The organism is Microbulbifer yueqingensis (assembly GCF_900100355.1).
Classification (GTDB): domain Bacteria; phylum Pseudomonadota; class Gammaproteobacteria; order Pseudomonadales; family Cellvibrionaceae; genus Microbulbifer; species Microbulbifer yueqingensis.
Genome location: NZ_FNFH01000003.1, coordinates 112,803 through 136,949 on the forward strand (window position 1 = coordinate 112,803; position 24,147 = coordinate 136,949).

A 24,147-nucleotide genomic window follows, 5' to 3' on the forward strand; every position below is an offset into this window, starting at 1 on the left:
AGGCGGCAGGGTGAGGGCCCCGACAGCAGCCCGGGCAGTGCCGGGGAGGATCGCTGAGCGAGCCCTCGCGCGGCTCACCAGTTGTCAGGTACCCTTACCGCCACCACGTCGGCTTCCGCGCACACCCGCCCATCGCTGGACAGGGTGCACTTGAGCTCGGTCTTCCGGTCGCTCCGGCCGATGATTCGGGCCTCCAGTACCACCGGGCTGCCTATCGCCGCGGGTGCCTTGTAGCGGATATCCAGTTTGCCCGTGGCATACCAGATCTTGTCACCGACACCCGTCTCGCGCCCCGCCTGGCGGTAGCCGTCGGAGATGGCCGTACAGATGGTGTGGCAATCAATCACGGTGGCGATGATGCCGCCGTTGAGGTAATGGGTGGGGCCGGCACAGTGATGGGGGCTGGGGACAAACTCACAGCGACTGCTGTCCTCGCCGGTCCAGTAGCTCTTGATTTGCAGTCCCTCAGTGTTTTCCGGTCCGCAGCCAAAGCAGTGGTTGTGTGGAATCTGGTCCTGGATTGCGGTCTGTTCTGACATGGCTCCCCCCTTAGAAAGCGTAAAATCGTGGTCGGCAATGCTAACCATTTGCGCGGGACAGGGGAAGAAACTACCCTTGCGCCTCGTTTTATCGCTGGACGGGTTTCGATGGAGATTTACGGACACTGCGCACCGGGGTGGGAAGCCCTGTATGACTGTTTTGCCGAGAACTTCCGCCACCACGGTGACACTGGTGCGGGATTTGCGGTCCGCCAGGACGGCGAAACCGTGGTATCGCTCTGGGCTGGCTGGGCCGACCGCAATGGAGAGGTACCCTACACCGAGGACACCCTTGCCAATGTCTTTTCCTGCTCGAAGGGAGTGCTGGCCCTGTTGGCCTTGCAGCAGGTGGACCGCGGAAAACTCGAGCTGGACCGCCCGGTTGCGGACTACTGGCCGGAGTTTGCCGCGGCAGGTAAAGGGGGCGTCACCGCTCGCCAGCTTCTCTGCCATCGCGCCGGGGTGGTTGCATTCCGCGAGCGGGTTCCGGATACCCTGATTTACGACTGGGAGCGTGCCTGTGCCACTGTGGCAGCGGTTGAGCCCTGGTGGGAACCCGGGAGCCGCCAGGGATACTCCCCGTTCCTGTTCGGCTGGGCCCTGGGAGGCCTGCTCGAGCGGGTCAGCGGCCGGGACCTGCGCGACCTGTACCGGGAGTTTCTCGGTGGGCCCCTGGGACTGCATGGTGGTTTCGGTGCGCTGGGCCACCGCTCGGATCGTATTGCCGATGTGGCGCCCCTGAAACAGCCCCTTCCCGAGTTACGGGAAAATGCTGTGGGCCGGGCAATGAAAGAGGATCGTGACGGGCCGGTGGCCAAAGCCTTCTCAAATCCCATGAGCCTCATGATGAGCAGTAACAGTGCGGAGTGGCGCGGGGCGCTGATTCCTGCGGCAAATGGGCACTTCAGTGCACTCGACTTGGCCACGGTTTACGGCGAGCTGGCCTCTGATACGCCGGGGCTGCTTGGCAGTGACACCTTGGCAGAGGCGGTCAGGGAGCAGAGCCGTGAGCGAGACCAGGTCTTGCAGGCAGAAATCAGTTTTGGTTGTGGCTTTATCCGCAGCGGTCGCGCCGCCGACCTGCGCTTCGGCGGGGAGCGCGGCTTTGGTCATCCCGGGGCTGGCGGAGGGGTTGGTTTCGCCGACCCGGAGGCGGGCATCGGTGTCGGTTATGTGACCTCGAGGCTGGGCCAAAGCCTGTTTATGGATCGGCGTGCGGTGGCACTGGTCGATCTCCTTTATTCCTTTCTCTGAATAAATCCGGAAACGAAATGGAACAACAGCTGAATGACCTGCGCAGCCGCGTGGAGGAACTGGAAAGTCGCCTGGCGTTCCAGGAGGACACGCTGTCACAGCTTAATGATGTCATTGCGGCGCAGGACAAGGATATTCGCGCCCTGGTCGCCCGGCTTAGGGAGTTGGCCGACCGCTACCAGGACCTGTCGGAAGAGGGTCAGGGGCCAGGCAGGCAGCAGGACGAGAAGCCGCCACATTACTGAGCTCCCAGTTCGGCCAGGAGTTCTGGTCGGGTTCCTGTTGTGGAGCCGAGAGAATTGCGCGCCAGCTGGCCGCGAGTTCGCCTATACCCCTGCCGCTTGTGTCCACTTCAGCAGGCCAGTATGCAGATAAATTGGCAAAAAGTTGCCGGCCTGGGCCGAGTCAAGTATTGACAAAACTTTTTCCACATGGCGAAGGGGGTGTCGTGAATACTTGGTCATCGATCGCTAGCTGGTACGGAAATTTCCGAATTTGTTGTAAGTCATTGTTTTTTAATGATAAAAATCGGAGTTTAAAAAGTGCGCAAAATGCTGATTGCAAGAGATAGTGCCCGCTCGGGCGGCCTTTTGCCAATTCATTAACAGAGTTATCCACAGAAGCTGTGGAGTAATGCCCGGCCATCCCCTGGCGCATGGTTATTTGGTACTGCTGGCGAGCGCCTGCGGTGACCGAGGCAGGATGCAGAAACTCACGACTTTTGTTGTCCATAAATGCGTATTGCTTTGTGGACGCAGGGGGAGATTCCTCCTAGTCTTCGCTCCTTGGGAAAAAGGGGACCGGTTCAGCTGGCAGTCAGCTGGGCCCAGGCAACATTTCCCTCAGCGCGGGGGGCAGACAGTCTTCCCGTGAAGCAATACCCGTTCACTAAAAAGCGTTAGGAGAACCTTACATGAAAAAATGGGTCGCTATTCTCGCATTGGGCTCACTGGTTGGCTGTACCACGCTGGATCCTTACACTGGCGAAAGGAAGACCAGCAGTGCGGCCAAGGGTGCCGGTGCCGGGGCTGTGGCGGGGGCTATCATCGGCGCGGCGACAGCCAGCAAGGATGACCGCAAGAAGGGCGCTATTACAGGTGCCCTGGGTGGTGCTGCCATTGGTGGCGGCGTTGGATACTACATGGACCGCCAGGAAATGGCCCTTCGGGAGCGGCTCGAAGGCACCGGGGTGCGCGTGCAGCGTGAGGGTGACAACATCCGCCTGATCATGCCGGGCAACATTACCTTCGCAACTGACCGGGCTGAGATCCGCCGCGACTTTTACGATACCCTGGATTCTGTGGTGATCGTATTGAAGGAATTCGACAAAACCGCAATCCGCGTAAGTGGTCATACCGACAGCACCGGCTCTGATGTTTACAACCAGACGCTGAGCGAGCGCCGAGCCAATTCTGTCGCCAGCTTCTTTACCAGCAATGGTATTGCTAGCGGTCGTGTCCAGGCCGTGGGTTACGGCGAGCGCTACCCGATCGCCGCCAATGACACGGCGGCCGGTAAACAGGCCAACCGCCGGGTGGAGCTGGAGTTGCTACCACTGAAATAATGTGAGAAAAAGAGGGCACTTCGGTGCCCTTTTTTGTTGATGCCTACGACGCAAATAGAGCCGGACAGGGGCAGGGAGGCCGCCGGGCATTGACCGCCCGGCGACATCAAAAAGGAGTTTGTTGAGTGAACCAGGGCAAGCAGCGCCAACAATTTCACTATATCGCCCGGGTCAGTGTTTTGCCGCTGGTCCTATATCTCCTTTTTTCGGCCTGCGCACAGGCGAGTGACGCCACTGAGAGCGGCGCAGCTGAAAGCCTTACTGCCCCGGGTATTACCGCTGAAGACCGAGGCGTGGTCGAGCGTTACGAGCGAGCCGCGTTTGTCGCCGAGGTCCAGATCGCCGGTATTCATCGCGATGTTGATCGCGCCCTATCGGAACCCGGGATGGTAGCCATCAAGGGGTATGTGTACTCCGCGGTATCCCGACAGACCTGGAAAGGTGAGTCCAGCGGGCTGGTCGCTTTCCGGCGAGGATTGGACGCCTGCGAGGACAAGCTGGAGAAAGGCCAGCGTTACCTGATTTTTGCCTCTCCCGATAGCTACGGCCGGCTGCAACTATTGAGCTGTGAAGCCGCTATTCCGGAAGCCGAAGCGGCACCGCTGCTGGCGCAATTGAAGCGGTCTGGGGCGGCAGGTTGACGGCGGGCTTTCCCGCGCCTCTTTACCGCCCGCCTTATGATATTTCCCGCATTCCAATTCCGCATTCCCGCCACAATTATTTCCTAAAGAAATAACTCACCGCCTGATTACAGCAAGACTGACTTATACTGAGGAACAATGTTCCTTGAAGAACCGGTCTACCGGGTTATTCTTATCAATATTGGCGTCAACATCTTCCGAATTGGAGGATTTGGCGAATGTCCGCCTGGCGCCATCGACCGGAGCCGGTTACGGGCCAATCAGCGGAGCCAGCCACAGCGGCTCGATTGTCCCGATGGCTGCCGGAAGAGGGCCGACGACACTGAGCGGCGGTATCTCGAATCAAGTAATGGCCAGGGGTCAAAGGTGGGTTTATGAAAACGCTACTTATCACGCTGATTATTCTGCTGCTGGTAGTCGGTTACTTCATGTCGCGGAATGGCGATGACACGGCCGATGATACGTACGATTCGCTCGAGTCTCCCCAGGAAGAGCGCATGGACGACACCAGGCCCGAGGCTACACCCGATGAAACCGGTACGCCGCCCGATGGCATGGGAACCATGGAATCCCCGGATACCGGCACGCCCCGGGAACCCGACCAGCCGGATACAGTTCCTCCCGAGACCGATGTGGATGCCGATGTGGATGTAGATGTGGAGGATGAATCGGCGCTCGAACGCGAGGCTGAAGAGGCCGTCGAGGCCACCAAGGAGGCCGCGTCCGAGGCCGGCGAGGCAATCGAGGGTGCCGCCGAGCGAGCCGGGCAGGCGATCGAGAAGGCCGGCGAGGCCACCAAGGAGGCAGCTGAAGACGTCATGGAGGATATTTCCGACGAACCCGACAGGGATGCCGAAGCCGGTGACGAGCCGCAGAACCGCTAAACCGTCGCTAATCAGTCAAGCCGGCGCCGCCCGCATGGGCGGCGCCGGTGTATGTATTGGCCATGATTGACCACCACTGGTACCACAACCATTCGGTGCTCGAGGTCTCGCCACGGGCACCACTGCAAGCGAAGGACTTCGAGGCGCTTGCCGCGCAGGTGGACCCGGTTATTGAGGAACACGGCAGCCTGGCGGGTATCCTCATCGATGCGGAGAGTTTCCCCGGCTGGGAGGACTTCGCCGCTCTCGTTTCACACTGCACTTTTATTCGCGATCACCATCGCCATGTGCACAAGGTTGCGGTGGTGTCCGACCAGACCCTGCTGGGCTACATGCCCCGGCTTGTGGATCATTTCGTGAGCGCCGATGTGCGTCCGTTTCCACGGGCTGAGAAGCAGCGCGCACTGGAATGGCTGTCCGAGCCGGGGTAGCATCTAGCCGACCGCAACTGCCCAACCGTCAGCTTTCACGGAATCGCTTTGAAACACTCCCCACAATCCCTGGCGGTGATCGCCGCTGCGCCCCAGTGGCAGCCTGCCGCTCGAGAGTTGGCGCAGGAACTGGATCTCCCCCTACTGACAGAAACAGAGCCATCGCGACTGGAGCATCCGGCTTATGTGCTCCGGCGCGGGGACGCGCTGCAGTTGTGCGCGACCGGGCGCAAGGCGCCGGGCCCGGTCGAGGTGGACTTTGTCTCCGGTGCCGCAGCACATCGGCGTAAGTATGGCGGTGGCAAGGGCCAGCAGATTGCGAAAGCGGTGGGTGTGCGGAGCGGGTTTTACCCGCGGGTGGTGGATGCCACCGGGGGGCTTGGGCGCGATGCCTTTGTCCTGTGCTCGCTGGGCTGTGAAGTGCTTGTGCTGGAGCGCAACCCGATAGTGCGGGCTCTGCTGGCGGATGGCCTACGGCGACTGCGCGAAGCGGCGGAACAGGATGCCGAGCTGGCGCCGCTCGCTGGGCGGCTGCAGCTGGCAGACGACGTGGACGACTCGGCCGGCTGGCTGGCAGGGCAGGCGCCCGAGTCAATTCCTGTGGTGTATCTCGACCCGATGTTCCCGCCCCGTGGCAAGAGCGCCAAGGTCAAGAAGGAAATGGTGGCATTCCACCAGCTGGTGGGCAGTGACGAGGATGCCGACGCGCTGCTGGAGCCGGCTTACGCAGCCTGCTACTACCGCACCGTGGTCAAGCGCCCGCGGCTCGCCCCCTGGCTCGCAGGGAAAAAGCCGGCTCTGTCCCTTGAGGGAAAGTCCGGCCGTTTCGACATCTATACGCGCCACGGCGTGCCCGGTTGAGCGGGGCAACACGACAAGTCAGCGCGGAGCCCCGTGTCGACGGTATCAGCAATTCACCGCGTTGACCGCGAGTCCCCCCTGGGACGTTTCCTTGTATTTGCTCTGCATATCGACACCGGTCTGGCGCATGGTCTCGATCACGCTATCCAGGGGCACGATGTGCGCGCCATCCCCCCGCAGGGACAGGCGAGCGGCGTTGATTGCCTTGACCGCGCCCATGGTATTGCGCTCGATACAGGGTACCTGGACCAGGCCGCCGATCGGGTCGCAGGTCAGCCCCAGGTTGTGCTCCATGCCGATTTCAGCGGCGTTTTCTATTTGCTGGTTGCTTCCGCCCTGAACGGCAGCGAGTCCCGCCGAGGCCATGGAGCAGGCCACCCCGATCTCTCCCTGGCAGCCGACTTCCGCTGCGGAAATAGAGGCATTTTTCTTGAACAGCATGCCGATAGCGCCGGCGGTAAGCAGGAACTTCACCACCTGGTCCTTCAGGTCCCCGTGTTTTTCCGGGTCGTGTACAAAGTGCACATAGTAGGCAATGACCGCTGGTATCACGCCGGCAGCACCATTGGTGGGGGCGGTGACGATCCGCCCCCTCGCTGCATTTTCCTCGTTTACGGCCAGGGCGTAGAGGCTCACCCAGTCGAGGATGGCAAGGCCGTCCTCGCGCTCCTCCCGGCTCTGCTTGCTCAGTTCCTTGTACAGTTCAGCCGCCCGGCGCCGTACCTTGAGGCCACCCGGCAGCAAGCCGTACTGGTGGCAGCCGCGCTGGATGGATCCGTCCATCACCTCCCAGATTTCCCACAGCGCATCCTTGACCTCCTGCTCGCTGCGGAAGGCCTTTTCGTTTTCCATTGCCAGCTCGGCGATGGTCCAGCCATGGCGCTCGCAGACGGACATCAACTGCGCGGCGCTGCCGAAATCGTAGGGCAGGAGGGTGGCAATCTGGTCCTTGTGGGCGAAATCCTCTTCGGACAGCACGAAGCCACCGCCGATGGAAAAATAGCTGCGCTCAAACAATAGTTCGCCCGCACTGTAGGCTCGGCAGGTCATGCCGTTCGCGTGTTGCGGCAGGAATTCGTCCTCGTGGAAAACCAGGTCGTGCTCGCGCACAAAACGGATGTCGTGATCGCCGTGCAGGCGCAGTTGTTCGCCACGCTCGATCCGGGCAAGCTTTTCGTCGATCGAGTTGACGTCTATGGTATCCGGGGACTCACCCAGTAACCCCATCAGCACTGCCATGTCGGTGCCGTGGCCGATACCGGTAAGGGCCAGCGAGCCATACAGGTGCACCTGCACACGGTCAGTGCGGGTGAGCTCCCCGCGGCCGGCGAGGTCCTCGACGAATTGCCGCGCGGCCACCATGGGGCCCACGGTATGCGAGCTGGAGGGGCCGATACCGATCTTGAACAGTTCGAAAACACTGATGCTCATTGACTCTGGCACTCCGTGACTGGCAGGTCTGTTTAGGTGTTGATGCTGCAACTCTGCCCATTTGGCAGAGACATTCAAGATGCCTGTCGGTATTCCGCAGAATATCCTACCACCTGTCTGTTTGACCGAGTTTAAGCGTCTAAATTGCCTCCTCGCGGCACAAGCTACGGCGCATTTGCGACCAGGATGGCCCTTTTGGGCGCAGGGTGACCCTCGACAGTGCGATCGGGGGACGCGGGGTCGAGGAAGTCGGCCAGGGATTCGAACCGCATCCAGTCGGTACGGCGTTGCTCCCCCTGGCTGGTGGGAGCGACGTCCACGGTACGTGGGTTGGCAAAGCCGGTTTTGCGCAGCCAGCTCTCGAGCGTGGCGCAGGTAGGCAGGAACCACACATTGCGCATCTTGGCATAACGCCCCTCGGGCACCAGGCAGTGGCCGAGGTCCCCGTCCACCACAAGGGTTTCCAGTACCAGCTGGCCGCCCGGGCGCAGGGTGTCGCGGAGTTCACGCAGGTGATCCATGGGGGAGCGGCGGTGGTAGAGCACGCCCATGGAAAATGTCGTGTCGAAGGCCCGGAGGTTTGGCGGTACAGCCTCGATCCCGAGCGGCAGCAAGTCGACCGGCAACTCCTCCCCGATATATTTTTTCAGCGCATAGAACTGGGCGACAAATTTTGCCGAGGGGTCGATGCCGATTACCCGGCGGGCTCCCGCACCGTACTGGCGCCAGCAGTGGTAACCGTTGCCGCAGCCCACATCCAGCACCAGCCGGTTTTCCAGTGGCTCCAGGTGGGGCAGGACCCGCTCCCATTTCCAGTCCGAACGCCACTCCGTATCGATATGCAGCCCGAACACCTCCCAGGGGCCCTTGCGCCAGGGATGTAGGCGGCGCAACTGCCTTTCCAGAAGCTCCAGCTGTTCCGGCGTGGCATCGCCCGCCTGGCCGATGACCACGCTGTCGACGAACTCTGTCGAGTCGCAGGTGATCTCGGGTAGCCCACTGAGCGCAGCGCGCCAGTCGGGTAGGTCGCCCCAACGGTGTTCACTCAGTCCTGCGGCCACCTGGGCCGGGAGCTCGGCCAGCCAGCCGCGCAGTGCGGGGATGTGCCTGAGCCCCTCGTAGAGTTGGGAGTAGTCGATCATCGCTGTGCCCCGGGTCAGGTATCGGCCTTGATGGCAATCATCGAGGCGAAGTTGAAACACTGGAACCAGACATCGACACTGCTGAAGCCCACGTTCTTCAGGCGCTCGCGGTGCACGCCGAGTGTTTCCGGGATCAATACGTTTTCCAGGGAGGCCCGCTTCTGGGCCACTTCCAGTTCGCTGTAGCCGTTGGCCCGCTTGAAGGCGTGGTGCAGGTCGATCATCAGTTCCTCATGATCGCGGTCCTCAAAGGCCACCTTTTCCGACAGTATCAGGACGCCACCGGGGCGCAGGCCGTCGTAAATCCGCTGCAGGATACGCTCGCGCTCGGCTACCGGGATGAACTGCAGGGTGAAATTGAGCACCACCACGGAGGCGTTCTCGATCTGCACCTTCTGCAGGTCGTCGCAGACCAGTTGCACCGGTAGCTGGCCGCTGTCGGCAGCCAGCACGGTGCGGGCGCGCTCGACCATGGCCGGCGAGTTGTCGACCGCGACGATTTCACAGCCGGCAGCGGGAATGCGGTGTCGCATCGCCAGGGTGGCGGCACAGAGAGAGCTGCCCAGGTCGTAACAACGGCTGCCGGCCTGGGCGAAGCGCTCGGCGAGCGTCCCGATCATGGCAACGATGGTGGTATAACCCGGCACGGAGCGCTGGATCATGTCCGGGAAGACATCCACCACCGATTGGTCGAAGCGGAAGCCGGACACCTCGCCGAGCGGGTTAGCGTAAATGTTGTCTTGTTTGCTCATGGTCCAATTGCCCCTGGCGCAGCCAGCGGCCTGCTAGAGTTTTTCCTCCGCCAGGCCCAGTGCCAGGCCGGCCTCGCGGCCGTGCTTCCCGGTAACCACGGCGGTGCTCGCCAGCTCGGGCTTGAGATAGGTTGCGGCAGCCCGCTGCAGGTCCTCCAGTTTCACCTCGGTCACACGCCGGCGGAATTCCTCACGGATTTCGTGTGTGCGGCCGTACAGTTCTGAGTGGAAGGCCTTTTTGGCCTCACCCGCGGGGGAGCCGGGCTTGTCCAGCCCGCCGACAACCCCGAGGATGGCTTCCTCCACCTGGGCGTCCTGGTGGGTGCCATCGGCCAGCCAGTTGAGCGAGTCATCGAAGTCCTGCAGGGTTTCTCCCATACGTGGATCGCGGTAGGAGAAAAAGCGGAACACGCCGATGTTGCTGTCGTGCCCTGCGCCGCCGCCATAGGCGCCGCCCTGTTCGCGGATGGTGCGGTGCAGGAAGCCGTTACGCAGAAAGCCGCCCAGGACCGCAAGGGGTGCAGCATCGGGGTGTTGCATTGGAACGGTGGCGTACGCCCTGGAACAGAAGTTGACCTGGCTGTTGGCGAGCCAGAGTTCCTGAACCCGGCGCGGTTCGAACGGACCGTCGATAATACCGCTGGTGCCGACGGCCTCGTTACCCAGGGTGCTTAGCGCCCGGGTGAAATCGGGGAGTTTTTCCTCTTCACCCACCAGCAGGAACTGCCGCTCCGCCGACAGGATCTTGCGGTGGATCGCCTGGAATTTTTCCGCCAGGTTGTCGAGCCCGCCCTGCCCGAAACCTTGCACCAGCCCCTTGAGGTGGCGCAGTCCCAGCAGGCCGCCGGTAGCGTGGCTCTCGTAGGCGGCGCGATTGAAGCCGGAACTTGCGGCCGCCATGGCCAGGGCGTGGCCGTTGCCCACGACGCCCTGCTCGCGCCGGGCGAGAGTCTGTTGCAGCAGTTCCCGGATGCGCGGCAGCTCGTCAAAGCGCACCTGCTCCAGCGTTGCCTCCATCAGCTCAGTGAGGGGTTCCTGGTTGGCAGCCAGGGCCTTGCCCGACAGCACGAAATGGCCGCGCAGCTGGTGCAGGTCGTCGATGGCGGTGCGGCTGCTGGTGAAGCCGTGCAGGGCACCGCAGACCCGCGCCTGCCACTGCTGCACTTCCAGGTAATCCTTTTCGCCCAGGCCGACCTCGCTCAGTACCTGGCAGTAGTACGGCAGCAGCTGTTTCTCTTCCTCGCTGAAGTCGGGCAGGGCGCATACTACCTGCTGGTAGACCAGGCCATTGGTACCGGCGCTGTAACGGGTCAGTTTCTGCCGGCCCACCGGCACTGTCTCGCCTTCGACGCGGGGCATTTCGGCGGGGATGTCCTCTACTCCCACCTTGGGCAGGATCGAGGCGTCGTCTTCCCGCTCCTGGCGTTCCTGCAGGGCCCTTGCGGTCTGGATGATCTGCTGCTTCTCCCCGTCACCGAGTGTCGAGCGGAGCTCCGCCAGACGGTCCTTTTCAGCCTGCTCCCGGCGGGCGGCGAGTTCCGTGTCCGGTCGCAGGATTACGCGCACGCGGTGCTGGTTCTCAACCAGCAGCTCGCGTGCCTTGTCGGCGATAAAACGCGGGTCCTTGATTCGCTCGCGGAGCTTTTCCAGGGTCGCATCGATATTGAGCAGGCCGATGGCGTCCCCCCGGTGCGTGGCGCCGGTGAGTGCAGTCAGGATCAGCTGCAGGCCGTAGGGGAAGCCGTCACCACCGATTTCGCGCTGCTGCAGTTCCAGCTGGTGCAGGCTGGCGGCCAGTTGCTCATAGGGCACGCCGTTTTCCGCCACGTCCCGCAGCACATCCATGACCTGCTTTTCCAGTTCATCGGCGCGATCGCGTTCGCTGCCCTCGATACCACAGACAAAAGCCATTTCCCGCTGGGTATCGTCCAGCCCCAGCAGGGGGGAGGGCGAGCTGCCGAGCTCGGTGGTCTCCAGCAGCTTCATCAGGGGCGAGGCACTGTTGTCCAGCAGTACACCCGAGAGCAGGTGGGCAGTCAGCGCCTCCTCGAGGTCAGTGACATCGCCGAGCAGCCACGCCAGCACGATATGGGTCTTCCCGCTGGTGTCGTCCGAGTCGCTGAGGGGGTAGAACTCCTCAACAGAGACCGGTGCCAGGTAGCGGTCCTCGCGCCCCACCTCGATCACCTTGTCGAGCTTCTCGAACCTGTGCAGTGCCTTCTCCTCGAAAGCCGCCTGGTGCTCGGCGGCGGGAATGTCACCGAAGGTCATGAAGGTGGCATTGCTCGGGTGATAGTGGGTGCGGTAGAACGCCTGCAGCTGCTCGTATGTGAGCTTGGGAATGTCAGTGGGTTCGCCACCGGAATTCCAGTGATAGGTGGTGGTGGGGAACAGGTACCGGCTCAGGGCCTGCCACAGCTGTGAGCTGACTGAACTCATTGCGCCCTTCATCTCGTTGAAGACCACGCCCTTGTAGACCAGCTCGCTTTCCGGGTTGCCGGGCTCGCTGAATTCCAGCCGGTGCCCCTCCTGGGCAAAGTCCAGCGGGTCCAGCTTGGCGAAAAATACCGCATCCAGGTAGACATCCAGCAGGTTGTCGAAGTCCTTGCGGTTCTGGCTGGCGAACGGATAAGCGGTCCAGTCGGAGCTGGTAAAGGCGTTCATAAAGGTGTTAAGCGAACGCCGTATCATCATGAAGAAGGGGTCGCGGACCGGGTACTTCTCACTGCCGCATAGCGCTGTGTGCTCCAGGATGTGCGCCACGCCGGTGGAGTCCTGCGGTACCGTACGCAGCGCTACCAGGAACACATTCTCGCGGTTGTCCGCAGCAATATGGAGGTGCTGGGCACCGGTGACCTTGTGGCGGTACTCTTCAACGCGCACGCCGAGGGAGTCGATCTCTGCACTGGTGACCAATTCGAAAGCGGGATGTGAATTACTCAAAAGACAGCTCCGTGGGATTGGTGTCCGGCCGGCAGCGCCGGCTGATGCGGGCGGGCCGGGTTGAATTTGGGCGCTATTCTACCGCCTCGCCGTGCGGGAAAAACAGTGTTGACAAGGGTGACAGCAGGGCAAAGACTGCGGGGACACCTGCTTCTTCCCTCGCGACCTGGCGCCCCGGTCCGGCAAGCGAAGTTCCGGCAGGATAAATGTAGACGAATACGGAGACAGACGTTGACCTGGTTGGATATCGCCAGCGTGGCTGGCTTTTTCATTACCTGGGCGGGCTATACCATCTTCGCCCGCAGGAGGGCCAAGGTGTCCTGGTGCCTGGCATCCTCGATGCAGTGGTACCGGGTGGAGTGGATGTTGCGCATGCTCGAGCGCGATATGCGGATGCCAGATACTGCCATCATCGGTAATCTCGAGCGGGTGATCGGTTTCTTTGCCTCGACCAGTATCCTGATCCTCGCAGGCCTTGTCACCGCGCTTACGGCCAACCAGGCGGCTATCCAGGTGCTCGGTACCCTGCCGTTTGCCGAGCCCACCACGGTCCAGCAGTTCGAGCTCAAGGTAATGCTGTTGATCGTGATCTTCATCTTTGCCTTCTTCAACTTCACCTGGTCACTGCGCCAGTATTCGTTTGCGAATGTGCTGATCGGTGCCGCGCCACTGGCCGACGACCGCGAAACCTCGGAGGAGGAGCGGCGACGCTTTGCCATCAGCACCGCCAAGGTGATTGACCAGGCAGGGCACAGCTACAACTACGGGTTGCGCTCTTACTATTTCGCCATGTCCGTGATGGGATGGTTCGTGCACCCGCTGCTGTTCATCGCCAGCTACCTGGTGGTGGCCCTGGTGCTGTTCCTGCGCGAGTTCCGCTCGCGGACATTGCGGGCCATTCTCGCGGCAGAGGGCAAAGTGCTTGAACAGACCACGGGCGACTGACATGGATACAGGGAAGATACTGCGCGAATTCGACGCCATTGCCTGCGCCCGCGGCTGGCAGACCCTGCACAGCCCGAAGAACCTGGCCATGGCCCTGGCAGTGGAGGTGGCCGAGCTGGGCCGTCACCTGCAGTGGAGTTCCGACGAAGAGATTCGGCAACTGCTGGTCGGGCCGGCCAGGGCAGAGCTGGCAGGAGAGCTGGCAGATATCCAGATGTACCTGTTGAAGCTGGCGAGCACGATGGGCATCGACCTGGAAGACGCGCTGGAGGCAAAGATGGCTGAAAACCGCCGGCGGCTCTCTGCCGGCGCAGGCGGGAAAGGCGACTGACACCCATGGCTGACCGGAATTTCGATGACCTGGCAGAGCGCTTTCGCAAGCGTATCTACGGCGGCCTCAAGGGGGATATCCGCCTCGCGGTATTAAACCGGGACCTCCAACCACTGCTGGATGCCGACGGCGCCCGCCTCAAGGTGCTCGATGCGGGGGGAGGGCAGGGCCAGTTCGCCCTCGACCTGGCTGCTGCGGGCCACCAGGTAACCCTGGCCGATATATCTGCGGAGATGCTGGCCCAGGCACAGGAACTCGCTGCAGAGCGGCGCGTGCAGCAGGCGGTGCGCTTTGTTCATGGCCCCCTGCAGGAGCTGTCGGGCCGGGACGGCGATAACGACCTGGTGCTCTGCCATGCGGTGCTGGAGTGGCTGCAGCAGCCCCGGGAAGCGCTCCTGCACCTGGCACAGTTGCTGCGCCCGCGGGGATACCTGTCCCTGACGTTTTACAACCGGCGCGCACTGGAATTCCGGCTGCTGCAGCGCGGCAGCTTCCGCCAGCTGGACCGCAATGTCGACAGCGGATACTGGGGTGGGCATCCGGGCAGCCTGACCCCCGACAACCCGTTGCTGCCGGAGTGGGTACAGGACTGGGTTGCCCAGGCGGGGCTTGCAGTGGTGGCACATAGCGGCATCCGCTGCTTCAACGACTACATGACCCCGTCAATCCGCGATAAGCTGCCGGCGCAGGCTATCGTGGAAAAGGAACTGGCCTACTCGCAGCGGGATCCCTATCGCCAGCTGGCGCGCTACGTGCACCTGCTGTGCCGGCGGGCCTGACTGCCCTGGGACCAGCCTGTCCCCGCTGGTGGTCACAGCTGGTGGAGCAGCAGCTCCTTGGCAGCATTGATGCGGGAGGCGAGGTAGTCGCTGCCGCCACGGTCGGGATGCATTCTCTGGATCAGGCGCCGGTGTGCGGCAAGGATCTCGTCGCGACTCGCATCTTTCCCCACGTCGAGGATTCTCCGTGCTTCCTCCACCGTCAGCGATGCTTCGCCGTGCGGCGGTGACTGCTGCTGGCCTGCACTTTCCCCGCCCTGCTGTTGCGACCGTTGCTGGCGGGCCTGGGCGTGCCGGGCGATGAGGGGGGCCAGCCAGGGGAGGTGGCGGCCCAGCCAGCCCAGGGTGCGCCCAAGTACCGGCAGCACCAGTGCGATGGCGGCGCCGACCCAGTGCAACCTGCCGGTAACCGCCAGCAATACCGCGGCTATTGCTACCACTACCAGGGTCCACTGGAGCAGTAGTTTGCGACGCTGGCGGGGCGGGCTGGCGCTGAACTTCTGCCAGGCAATCCAGGCGAAGATGCCGAGCGCAATCAGCAATATGAGTCTGGCCACTGGAGAGTCCTTGCGAAAACAAAATCCGGGCCAATAGCCTATCAGATGTCGACTCTCATGCCGACGGCGATCACGTCACCGGCGGTCAGTGCGCGTCCCAGGGAATTGCTGTTGTCGATGGTGTTCTCGGTGTAGATGTGGATGCGCTCGTCCCAGTTGTACTTGAAACCGATGTAATACTTGGTCAGCCTGACCTCGTCCGCGTCGATGAGAGCCTCCTCAAATCCCGGGTCATTCGAGTGCAGGTCGTTGTGGCCAAAATAGAATGAGTAGCAGTTCCTGGCGCCCCAGGTGTAGGTAAACAGGGATTCACTGCCGATAGCGTCGAAGAAGTTGGTGATACCCTCCACCGACCCGGGCGGTGCCAGGTCGTTGTTCTGGGATTTCTGCACCACCGCGGCGCCATAAAACCCCGGCTGGTAAGGCCCACGCCCGTAATTGACGCCGGCAATCAGGGACCAGATGTTACTGCTGGCGTTGATGGGGAAGTTGGTGTCGATAACGACGGGATCGAAGGGGTCGCTGATATCGGTCACTATGCCCCGGCTGGTCTCGAGATCCAGCTTCACGCGGTTGTAGGCGGTGCCAAACGTCAGCCCCTCCCCGATGTCGGCCCGGTACTGCAGGGATACGCCATGGCTGATACCGAACTCGCAGTCGGTGTCCGGGCACTCCACCAGCAGGTCCTCGCCGATGACGTCCTCCACGGAAATGACGAACGGCGAGGTGTGGGCCTGGTATTGAACCCCGAACTGCAGCTCACCCCCGAGGCCATCCCACTCCTTGCGCCAGCTGAGCGCGCCGTCGGCGCGGCCGGTGCCGGTTATGCCGCCGTCGGAACCCAGCGAGAAGGCACCGCTGCCCAGGCCGCCGGAAATCTCGTACCAGTCGGTGTAGCTGGCGACGTCATAGTAGACGCTCCACTGCTTGCCGAAGGCGAAGTCCCCCCAGAGGTCGTGCTTGGCGAATATGTGCCCGTGGCGGATATACAGGGTATCCCCGGCATCGCCCACCGCGGCCTGCTGGTTACCCGAGATCTCGACAGGGCGGGCGGTACTGATGGCATTGATGCCCCACTCGACATTGAAGCCCACGTCCCACTGGTAATAGGCGGGCACGCTGAGGCTGAAACGGATACGCGAGACGCCGTCCTGGAGGCGGGTGTCACCGTTGACATTTATCTGGTTCACACTGAAGTAGCCCTGCATATAGAGGGTTACCTGGTCGGACTCGTAGATTGGCACGGCGTGCGCCGTGGTTGAGCCGAGTAGCACCGCAGCTGCAATCCATTTCCCTGGGGACTTATGCATCATCAATTCCACGTATTCCTTGTGGTTATCTGGGGCGGCCGCAATTTCGCCGCTGATTGAAGAAAAGTAGTCCAGTGGGCTGAAACCGGCGTAGTGAGTGGTTAAACTTGCGCCCCAGTGACAGCTGCTACTTTGTTTTGGTTGAGCCGACTGAATACAGGAGCTGAAAAAGGTGAAAGGCAAAAGCAACGATTCGCGTCGCCTGTTCGGCCTGACTGTGCGCAAGAATGCACACCCGGACATGCGCCGGCTGCGTCGGGAGGCGGGCGATCCCAGCCTGCACGGCAACAAGTTCTGGAAAAGCTCCTGCCTGACCATGGACTACTTGAAGCGTCACCCCCTGAAAAAGGGCGCCCGGGTACTGGACCTCGGTTGTGGCTGGGGGCTGGGCGGGATCTTCTGTGCCAGGCAGTTCGATGCCGATGTAACCGGCCTCGACGCGGATCCCAGTGTGTTCCCGTTCGTGGACTATCATGCAGAGTTGAACGGGGTGAGCGTCAAGACCTGGCGCTGCCGCTATGAAAGGGTGACCACAGAGGACCTGTCGGCGTTTGACGCGGTGATTGGCACTGATATCTGTTTCTGGGACAAGCTGGAGGCGCCCCTGTACAACCTGACCCGCAGGGCATTGCGAGCGGGGGTGCAGCGCGTGGTACTGGCGGACCCGGGACGCTCTCCTTTCCGCAGGCTCGCCGAACGGGCAGAAGAAACGCTGGCGGCTGAATACCGGGAATGGGAGGTCCGCCGGCCAATGAAGGCCAGTGGCTGCATCATGGTGGCCGGTGAGACCGGGCCCAAGTGAGCCCGGAGAGAGAGCCCTGTTTTCGGATTCGTTCAAGTTGGGATACAAGCTTCCCATCTGAGGTGGAGAGACAATGCAATACGATAAGTTCAAGATGCCCTGCGCCGACCAGATACTGCCGGGCCGCAAGGAGCCGATGGAGATCAGCGGGGTTCACTTCGTCAATGACAACCCGATGAAGCCGCCGTTCCCCGAAGGTATGCAGAAAGCCATGTTCGGCATGGGGTGTTTCTGGGGCGCGGAGCGGATGTTCTGGGAGATCGACGGCGTCTATGTAACCGCGGTCGGTTATGCGGATGGTTGTACCGAAAACCCCAACTACCAGGAAGTCTGCAGCGGGCGTACGGGCCATGCCGAAGTAGTGCTGGTGGTATTTGACCCCGGCAAGGTCAGCTACGAACACCTGCTGAAGCGGTTCTGGGAGGAGCATGATCCAACCCAGGGCATGCGGCAGGGCAATGACCTTGGTACCCAGTACCGCTCCTGTATTTTCTGTTTCGATGAAGCCCAGCTGGAGCAGGCGAAGAGGTCGAAGGAGAAATTCCAGCAGGCGCTGGAAGACAAAGGGTTTGGTGAAATCACCACGGAGATCACCATGGCGCCGGAATTCTATTACGCCGAGGAAGATCACCAGCAGTACCTGGCGAAAAACCCCGAGGGCTACTGTGGCCTGGCCGGCACCGGCGCCTGCCTTATTCGCTGAACGTCTTTCCCTGGACCCGGGAATGCCCGATGCGGCCGGCCGTATCTCTTTCAGGGATGGGCCGGCCGCAGTTGTTTCAGGGGGGGCGTTCAGCTGGCCCCGTGTGGGGTAGGGTACAGGCTGTGGGCGCACCAGTCGCTCCAGCTACCCGGGTACAGGCGCACGTCATCGCGGCCGATCAGGTGCAGGGACAGCAGGTTGACGCAGGCGGTCACGCCAGAGCCACAGTAGCAGATTAATGGCTTGCCTGGGCCCACGTCCTGCCAGTGGTCCCGGAGCTCCGGCTGGGATTTTACCTTACCCGAGCTGTCGGTGATCTCCTGCCAGGGCTTGTTGATGGCGGAGGGGATATGGCCGGCCACCGGATCCATCGGTTCTTCGATGCCCTGGAAGCGTGCGGGATCCCGTGCGTCAACGAGCTGCCACTCGTGCTGGCCCAGGCCGCTGGAGATTTCCTTGTGCTCAGCGATGGCGCCCGGATCCGGGCTGGCGATGAAATTTCCGGTTGGCGGAACCGTTTGGGGCGAACCAGCCTCCACGGCCAGGCCCGCGTCGCGCCAGGCCCGGTAACCCCCATTAAGGATTGAGACCTGCCGGTGGCCGAAGTAGCGCAGTAGCCACCAGGCGCGCGCGGCAAATGCCAATCGCTGGTCATCGTAAGTGATCACGTGGCTGTCGCTATTGATCCCGATACGGCGGGCATAAGACTGGAACTGGGCCGGCGATGGCAGCGGGTGCCTACCGCCAAACTCCTGGACCGGTGCGGAGAGGTCGCGGTGCAGGCTGGCATAGTGTGCGCCGGGAATGTGGGCCTCGGCGAATTGCTCCTCGCCGGCGAGCGGGCGGGACAGGTCGTAGCGGCAGTCCAGGATTACCACGTTGGGGGCATGCAGTAGTCCTGCCAGGTCAGCAGGTTCGATCAAGGCCGGGGTGTTCATTGTTACGGGGTATTTTGTTGTCCTTGGTTACCGCTTGAAGCTACGGGCAAATAGCCGCGCTGTCCACCCACAAAAAGGAATGTATCTTACCGGCAGCGCCCTGGGTGATATCCTCTCTCAGGTGTTCCTACCCGGCCAGCCTGGCAGGCTTGCTATATGATCCGGAAGAGTCTCAGCCGGCCGCCCGCGAGTCTCAATCCCCCACCAGGTCCATATTGAATTTGTACTTGAATGAAAACTGCAGCCGCCAGTCTTCAGAGCTGAACCCATTGCGGGCGTTGTCCCGCTCCGCCCAGATCAGTTCGGGACCGAGTATCACGCTCTCCACAGGATGATAAAGCAGGTTTACCGATGCGTACTGGCCCTGCTCAAACGCGCGATCCAGCTGGCCGTCACTATTGTTGATGTCCAGTACCGACCAGCCAACGCTGGATGTCCAGCGATCGTTCCAGTCGATATCCAGGTAGGCCATAAGCCCCAGTAGCGGCAGGGGCTCGCCCGTTAGCGGGGTTTCGCGGTTGTCGAAGTTTTCCACTACCCCGATGTCCGCCGGGGCGTCGTTCATATAGCTTCCCACGCCCTCGCCATAGGTGGCGCTGAGGTTGAGCTCGGTGTAGTCCATCTCGATGATGGACGAAAAGCTGACGCCCCAGGCGGTGACATCGCCGGAGAGGCTGAATTCATCCCTCAGCGAGTCCTCCCATTCGATCCGGCGCGCCAGCCCCGCTACCTGGAAGTGCCCCCAGTGGGTCTCCTGGCGGTATTGGGCTGTCACAACCGGGAGCCGGAAGTGGCCGACCACACCCTGGAGCTCGATGAACTCATCGTAGGGACTGTCATCGCGTGTGGCGTCGGGGCGCTCGAGGGCCACAGCAAAGTGGGACCCTTCGTCCCTCCATGGCGTCCAGCGGAGCTGTACATTGCGGAAATAGGGAATGCCGTTGGGGCCCCACTTTTCGACGACGTTCGGGAAAATTGACGAATCCATGAACAATGTCCAGGTCTGGCCCGCACCCACCTGGCAAAACTCCCCCCACCCGTGGCGGAAGCGGAAAGCGGTTTCACCGACGTTGCTGCCCGACCCAAACAGTTCGTATTCGAACCAGGTGTTCACTTCCCCGCAGTAGGTTTGCCAGTTGCCCTTGAACCCCATGCGGGTCTGGCGCACGCTGGCGTAGTAGTTGCCGCTGGGCGGAAATTCGTTCTCGAATGCCGGCAGCTTGGTGGGGCGCATGACATCGAACCAGTCTTCCTGGGTCTGGTTTTTCTCGTAGCCCATGTCGAGCTGCACGGTAGTGTAGATGTTGAGGTGTGGGGCACCCAGCAGCTCCCTGTTGTCGGCCTCCACCGGCAGTGGCTGCAGGAGAACCAGGAACAATGAGGCTAGGTAGATAACCCGGCTGTGCCCCCGGTGTGCGAGGGACCGGTTGGGAGGGTTCTTCATTTGTCGTCCCTGACGTCTTGAGCCTGCGCGCTGGCTGTCATTAACTGACCGGCCGGGGTCGTGCGGCCGCCCTGGTAGTGAACTTCGTTCCCGGGTCACTTCCTTGCTGAAGGGCAGGGCGGTGACCGGGTACCCGCCGGGGCTCCCCGGCAGGCGGCTGGCTTTACTGCTTTACGTTTTTCTTTTCCCAGTCGCGCACCTTGCGCCGGGCCCTGTCGAAGATACGCTCGTAATTTCCCTTGGTGATTTTCTCTTTTGCCTCTGGGTTCAGCTTTTCCCAGAGCGGCTGGTACATCTCATAGACCTTTTTCTGGGCCTCGACGGTATCCGGGGCCACCACATCGGACCCGAACAGGAAGCGGTCCGGATATTTGTTCAGCAGGTCTGCCGTCCGCTTCGTTGCCTCCGGCGTTTCCGTCACGTACTTGGCGACCTCATCCCAGGAGATATCGATATACACATGCTTGAGATCCGGACTGGTTACGATTTTCTCGGCGATGGCCAGCTGGTCCTTTACCGGCCGCACCACGCGCCCGAGACCCATGTGCGCCCAGATGATGGTTGTATTGGGGTGACGTGTGAACAGGTCCTTCATCTGCTTCAGGGCAAAAGGCTCCTTGTCCGATTTGGGAAAGGGGGTGTTGATGTCGTTGTGCAGGATGACCGCAAGGCCGGTCTCGCCGGCGAACTCCATAATCCGGTCCAGGGCCGGATCGGTTAGGCTGGCCGTGTCTCCGGCCACCTTTGAAGAGACGAATTCCTTGTGAATGGTGAATTCCCCAATGCCGGAAAAGACACCGGGATAGGTCTCCAGCACGCGCCGGATATGGTCGGCGGCATACATGTCGGCGGGATTAAACCCGGTGATCATGGGGTCGAGCCTGGCCTGTTTGTCCTTGGGGAGGCCCTGGTAGGCTTCGGCGATGTGGGCATCGGTAAACGAGTAATAATAGAGCGGTGCGTCCGACTCCAGGTAATAGGTGGGTGCCGAGTCCCCGGTATTTTCGTAGGACCATGTCTGCTGCAGGGGAATCCCGAAGAGGGTCGAGCGGCCGATGGTGTCACCCATCATCTGCACATAGTCCTCTATGTCCGTACCTTCCTGAATGTAATTGGTCAGGTGGAAATGCGAGTCGTTGAAGAGGGCGTCCTCTGGCACGCTGCTTTCCTGAGCCTGTGTTACTGCGCCGATTGCCGTGACCAGAGCTGCGACGGTTGCCGCACTGGCCCGACGGACTTTCTTCGAGGTTGGCAAGTCTGTCCAGTTGCCGGTATTTATTGGTTCCATCTGGAAAACTCCACTCTGGTTCAGAAAGGACCCTTAGGGGCGGAGAGAGAGGTGATAGGGGCTGAAAGTACCGTTCAGTGTAGAACTCCGCCCGGGAACAGTGTGGACGAACATGACAAAGCGCCGGTGGGGTGCCAGGCAACATGAGCGGGTACAGGCGGGGGGAGAGGCGGGGGAGAGGCGAGGGAGAGGCGAGGTTGTGGCGCGGGCCCTGGGGCGGGCCCGCGGAACAGGAGTTACTGTGTCGGCAGGGCACCTCGACTCGCGGGAGAAGCAGCGGGCGCGGGATCCTGGTTCGGCTCGGCGGCGGATGCCTCGCTATTGCCCTGGGCTGCACCGGCCTCCGGAACCTGTCCAGCGCCGTCGGTTGAGTTACTGGCCGCCATTTCCTCGCGACGGCACTCGGCAACGCCTTTTGTGACTTCCTCGCGCGGGTTGTCGAGAAAACGGGCGGCGGCATTCTCGGCACAATTGCTGGCGGAGATGACGTCGTGGGCCAGGTTCGGGAACAGCAGCCACTGGTGGTTCGGAAGTTTCTGGCGGGCCCTGTCTGCATCTTCTACCGCAAGAACCGGATCCAGCGCCCCGTGCAGCACCAGGACCGGCAGCGGCGTTTTAATAGCGCGGGATTCACTCAGCGGCGCGGAAGGAATGGCCCAGATCCGGCACTGGACCTGCATGAGTTCAAGATCGGCGCGGACTGCACCACCGAGAATCCCCGAATCCGCCGCCTGTGCCCGGGCCTTGTCAAAGTCGACGAACGGTGCCTCTTCATAGCAGAAGTGGCTCACACCTGCTGCGTCGCCAAAGTAGGGGTCGAGCAGGATATTCATGAAGTTGGCGATCGCTGCCCGCACCGGCGTATCGTTGCCACTCTCCAGCCCCTCGATAACCTGGGGAAGGTCGGGGTAGAAGTTCTCGTCATACAGGGCCTGGAAGAGAACCCGCAGCAGGCGCTGGCCGGTCAGGACAAACGGATACTGCTCCTCGGAGTAGAGGTGCTTGACGGTAATCGTCCGCGGGTTTTCGTCCAGGGTCTGGACCAGGTTTTCCAACCGGCGCTGCAGGTCCGGGTAGCGGCTATTGCACTGCTTGTCCTCGCTGCAGAATGCCAGGCCGCGACGGTAGGCGGCGAGTGAGTCCCCCGCCAGTTGCTGGGTGTACTTGATATCGGGGAATACCGCGCTGTTGAGTACCAGCGCGCGTACAGACTGGGGGAAGTCGCGCGCGAGGGTCAGGGCGTAGCGGGACGCGTAAGACACGCCGTAGAGGTTCAGCTTGTCCACCTCCAACTGCTTGCGCAGGGCCTCCACATCCCGGGCCACATTGGCGCTGTGGTATTGCGCCAGGTCCGCCTGGTCGCTGAGACGGCTGTAACAGCGTTCCATGCTGAACGTAAATACCCGTGCCTCCTCGTCCCGCGAGAGGGCACGCTGGAAGGCGGTCTGTGCGTCCTGGATGAATTCATCGCAGGTCAGGCGCGGCCTGGCCATGCCGGTACCCCGAGGGTCCATGACAATCAGGTCGCGACCGTCGTCCACGGTCATCTCGGCATAGTTGACCCACAGCCACTCGGTGGCGTTTTCCGGCTCCAGTCCCAGCGCGGCTCCCGGGCCACCGGCACCCAGGTGGAGCAGGGGAGCCTTGTCCGGGTCCGGCTCGAACGCTACGAAGCGCACCACCGGAAACTGGAGCTTGCGCCCCTCCGGCTTGGCATAATCCTCGGGCACTTCCATCATGAAGCACTGCGCCAGCGGCCAGCTGTCGTCGGTCTCGAACCAGCAGGGCTTGGGTATCAGCCTGGTTGGCCCCGCTTCTGCGGCGGACTTGCGGGCATCCCCGTCACACGCCCAGAGCAGGGCGCAGAGGAGGGGGAGCAGGATGACCTTGATTGTGGGGAGCTGTCTCAATCGTATTTACCTGTTCAGCTGTCGGGCGCCCGGCCCTCCGGTCACGCTCAGTGCTGACCGAAGCGTGCGATGGGCGCGGATAGGTTCCAGCGTATTGCGGCCAGCCGGATGGCCAGGGTTGTGAGCACCGCGATGGCGACCACCAGTTCTCCGGGCAGTTTACCGCTGGCATCGAGAAGCACCAGCACTGCGGCACCGGAGAGGGCTGCGGTGGCATAGATTTCACGGCGCAGCAGGAGGGGGATATCACCGGCCAGGATGTCCCTGATCAGGCCGCCAAAGGTGCCGGTCATTACGCCCATCACCATGGCAATGGCCGGGGAATGGCCCAGGTCGAGTACCTTCTGGGTGCCGATCACTACGAACACCGCAAGCCCCATGGCGTCGGCGATCTTGAGCAGTCGCATGGGAACCTGAAGGTAGCGGATCAGGTAGAAACTCACAACGCCGGTGCCTGCGGCAATCCAGAGGTAGTGACTGTCCTGCAGCCAGAATACCGGAACATTGAGGATCATGTCGCGGGTTGTGCCGCCACCAGTGGCGGTGACACAGGCGAGTACTACTGCACCAAACAGGTCCATCTGCTTGTGACCGGCGGCGAGGACGCCGGTAAAGGCAAAGACCACAATGCCGATAAGGTCGAACCAGTACAGCAGTTGTTCCATCGGGGAGAGCCTGTGTTGCGTAGCTACCTGTAG

Annotated in this window: 25 protein-coding genes; 12 read left to right on the plus strand and 13 right to left on the minus strand. The window is 61.8% G+C overall.

What is annotated here, in order from left to right; translation table 11 throughout:
• Positions 1-74: 74 nt before the first annotated feature.
• Positions 75-539, minus strand: a complete 465-nt coding sequence (locus BLT26_RS07705) for a PaaI family thioesterase (protein WP_091511530.1) — start codon at positions 537-539, stop codon at positions 75-77.
• A 108-nt stretch (positions 540-647) separates the two neighbouring features.
• Between BLT26_RS07705 and BLT26_RS07710 the strand changes: the two genes are divergently transcribed.
• Both BLT26_RS07710 and BLT26_RS07715 read left to right on the plus strand, forming a co-directional pair.
• A complete protein-coding gene (locus BLT26_RS07710) occupies positions 648-1,793 on the plus strand; it encodes a serine hydrolase domain-containing protein (protein WP_091511534.1) in 1,146 nt (381 codons plus the stop codon).
• Positions 1,794-1,810: 17 nt separating this feature from the next.
• Entirely contained in the window at positions 1,811-2,038 is a 228-nt protein-coding gene (locus tag BLT26_RS07715; RefSeq protein WP_091511537.1) for a SlyX family protein, read from the plus strand.
• Between the two features lie 160 nt (positions 2,039-2,198).
• Here BLT26_RS07715 and BLT26_RS16255 read toward each other — a convergent pair whose 3' ends face one another.
• Positions 2,199-2,525: a hypothetical protein gene (locus tag BLT26_RS16255; protein WP_139169448.1), complete on the minus strand. Its 327-nt coding sequence runs from the start codon at positions 2,523-2,525 to the stop codon at positions 2,199-2,201.
• A 181-nt stretch (positions 2,526-2,706) separates the two neighbouring features.
• Here BLT26_RS16255 and BLT26_RS07720 point away from each other — a divergent pair, with 181 nt between their 5' ends.
• From BLT26_RS07720 to BLT26_RS07740, 5 genes are all read left to right on the plus strand, one after another.
• Positions 2,707-3,357 carry a YiaD family glycine zipper/OmpA-like lipoprotein gene (locus BLT26_RS07720; RefSeq protein WP_091511540.1) on the plus strand — a complete coding sequence of 217 codons (651 nt, stop codon included), beginning with the start codon at positions 2,707-2,709 and terminating at the stop codon, positions 3,355-3,357.
• 125 nt (positions 3,358-3,482) lie between these two features.
• Positions 3,483-3,998, plus strand: a complete 516-nt coding sequence (locus BLT26_RS07725; protein ID WP_091511544.1) for a hypothetical protein — start codon at positions 3,483-3,485, stop codon at positions 3,996-3,998.
• Between the two features lie 374 nt (positions 3,999-4,372).
• Positions 4,373-4,882 carry a hypothetical protein gene (locus tag BLT26_RS07730; RefSeq protein ID WP_091511548.1) on the plus strand — a complete coding sequence of 170 codons (510 nt, stop codon included), beginning with the start codon at positions 4,373-4,375 and terminating at the stop codon, positions 4,880-4,882.
• A 62-nt stretch (positions 4,883-4,944) separates the two neighbouring features.
• A complete protein-coding gene (locus BLT26_RS07735) occupies positions 4,945-5,313 on the plus strand; it encodes a SpoIIAA family protein (protein WP_091511554.1) in 369 nt (122 codons plus the stop codon).
• A gap of 48 nt (positions 5,314-5,361) precedes the next feature.
• Positions 5,362-6,174, plus strand: a complete 813-nt coding sequence (locus BLT26_RS07740; RefSeq protein WP_091511559.1) for a class I SAM-dependent methyltransferase — start codon at positions 5,362-5,364, stop codon at positions 6,172-6,174.
• 45 nt (positions 6,175-6,219) lie between these two features.
• Here BLT26_RS07740 and BLT26_RS07745 read toward each other — a convergent pair whose 3' ends face one another.
• From BLT26_RS07745 to BLT26_RS07760, 4 genes are all read right to left on the minus strand, one after another.
• Positions 6,220-7,605 carry an L-serine ammonia-lyase gene (locus tag BLT26_RS07745; protein ID WP_091511563.1) on the minus strand — a complete coding sequence of 462 codons (1,386 nt, stop codon included), beginning with the start codon at positions 7,603-7,605 and terminating at the stop codon, positions 6,220-6,222.
• A gap of 164 nt (positions 7,606-7,769) precedes the next feature.
• On the minus strand, positions 7,770-8,747 hold the full coding sequence (gene cmoB / locus BLT26_RS07750) for a tRNA 5-methoxyuridine(34)/uridine 5-oxyacetic acid(34) synthase CmoB (protein WP_091511566.1): 978 nt from the start codon (positions 8,745-8,747) through the stop codon (positions 7,770-7,772).
• 14 nt (positions 8,748-8,761) lie between these two features.
• A complete protein-coding gene (gene cmoA, locus BLT26_RS07755; RefSeq protein ID WP_091511570.1) occupies positions 8,762-9,499 on the minus strand; it encodes a carboxy-S-adenosyl-L-methionine synthase CmoA in 738 nt (245 codons plus the stop codon).
• Between the two features lie 33 nt (positions 9,500-9,532).
• The gene (locus BLT26_RS07760; protein ID WP_091511574.1) at positions 9,533-12,442 is read right to left on the minus strand and encodes an insulinase family protein; all 2,910 of its coding nucleotides are present in this window, start codon (positions 12,440-12,442) and stop codon (positions 9,533-9,535) included.
• A 231-nt stretch (positions 12,443-12,673) separates the two neighbouring features.
• Here BLT26_RS07760 and BLT26_RS07765 point away from each other — a divergent pair, with 231 nt between their 5' ends.
• Genes BLT26_RS07765 through BLT26_RS07775 form a run of 3 tightly spaced genes read left to right on the plus strand, consistent with a single transcriptional unit; the run spans position 12,674 to position 14,497 of the window.
• A complete protein-coding gene (locus tag BLT26_RS07765) occupies positions 12,674-13,387 on the plus strand; it encodes a DUF599 domain-containing protein (protein WP_091511577.1) in 714 nt (237 codons plus the stop codon).
• Position 13,388: 1 nt separating this feature from the next.
• A complete protein-coding gene (locus BLT26_RS07770) occupies positions 13,389-13,718 on the plus strand; it encodes a nucleotide pyrophosphohydrolase (RefSeq protein WP_091511581.1) in 330 nt (109 codons plus the stop codon).
• 5 nt (positions 13,719-13,723) lie between these two features.
• The gene (locus BLT26_RS07775; protein WP_091511586.1) at positions 13,724-14,497 is read left to right on the plus strand and encodes a methyltransferase domain-containing protein; all 774 of its coding nucleotides are present in this window, start codon (positions 13,724-13,726) and stop codon (positions 14,495-14,497) included.
• Positions 14,498-14,529: 32 nt separating this feature from the next.
• Here BLT26_RS07775 and BLT26_RS07780 read toward each other — a convergent pair whose 3' ends face one another.
• Both BLT26_RS07780 and BLT26_RS07785 read right to left on the minus strand, forming a co-directional pair.
• Complete coding sequence (locus BLT26_RS07780; RefSeq protein ID WP_091511591.1) at positions 14,530-15,054, minus strand: J domain-containing protein; 525 nt, start codon at positions 15,052-15,054, stop codon at positions 14,530-14,532.
• A gap of 41 nt (positions 15,055-15,095) precedes the next feature.
• Positions 15,096-16,364 carry a porin gene (locus BLT26_RS07785; RefSeq protein ID WP_175453059.1) on the minus strand — a complete coding sequence of 423 codons (1,269 nt, stop codon included), beginning with the start codon at positions 16,362-16,364 and terminating at the stop codon, positions 15,096-15,098.
• A 172-nt stretch (positions 16,365-16,536) separates the two neighbouring features.
• Here BLT26_RS07785 and BLT26_RS07790 point away from each other — a divergent pair, with 172 nt between their 5' ends.
• Both BLT26_RS07790 and msrA read left to right on the plus strand, forming a co-directional pair.
• A complete protein-coding gene (locus BLT26_RS07790) occupies positions 16,537-17,166 on the plus strand; it encodes a class I SAM-dependent methyltransferase (RefSeq protein WP_245720644.1) in 630 nt (209 codons plus the stop codon).
• A gap of 73 nt (positions 17,167-17,239) precedes the next feature.
• Positions 17,240-17,869 (plus strand): peptide-methionine (S)-S-oxide reductase MsrA, encoded by a 630-nt coding sequence (gene msrA / locus BLT26_RS07795; RefSeq protein WP_091511600.1) that lies wholly within the window; start codon positions 17,240-17,242, stop codon positions 17,867-17,869.
• A gap of 89 nt (positions 17,870-17,958) precedes the next feature.
• Here the strand turns inward: msrA and BLT26_RS07800 are convergent, their stop codons facing one another.
• The 5 genes from BLT26_RS07800 to BLT26_RS07820 all read right to left on the minus strand — a co-directional run bounded on the left by BLT26_RS07800 (position 17,959) and on the right by BLT26_RS07820 (position 24,114).
• Positions 17,959-18,792 carry a sulfurtransferase gene (locus BLT26_RS07800; protein ID WP_245720645.1) on the minus strand — a complete coding sequence of 278 codons (834 nt, stop codon included), beginning with the start codon at positions 18,790-18,792 and terminating at the stop codon, positions 17,959-17,961.
• Between the two features lie 208 nt (positions 18,793-19,000).
• Positions 19,001-20,251, minus strand: a complete 1,251-nt coding sequence (locus tag BLT26_RS07805; RefSeq protein ID WP_091511607.1) for a DcaP family trimeric outer membrane transporter — start codon at positions 20,249-20,251, stop codon at positions 19,001-19,003.
• Between the two features lie 163 nt (positions 20,252-20,414).
• Positions 20,415-21,539: an amidohydrolase family protein gene (locus tag BLT26_RS07810; RefSeq protein ID WP_091511610.1), complete on the minus strand. Its 1,125-nt coding sequence runs from the start codon at positions 21,537-21,539 to the stop codon at positions 20,415-20,417.
• A gap of 236 nt (positions 21,540-21,775) precedes the next feature.
• On the minus strand, positions 21,776-23,449 hold the full coding sequence (locus BLT26_RS07815) for an alpha/beta fold hydrolase (RefSeq protein ID WP_245720646.1): 1,674 nt from the start codon (positions 23,447-23,449) through the stop codon (positions 21,776-21,778).
• A gap of 47 nt (positions 23,450-23,496) precedes the next feature.
• Positions 23,497-24,114, minus strand: a complete 618-nt coding sequence (locus BLT26_RS07820; RefSeq protein ID WP_091511614.1) for a trimeric intracellular cation channel family protein — start codon at positions 24,112-24,114, stop codon at positions 23,497-23,499.
• Positions 24,115-24,147: the final 33 nt, after the last annotated feature.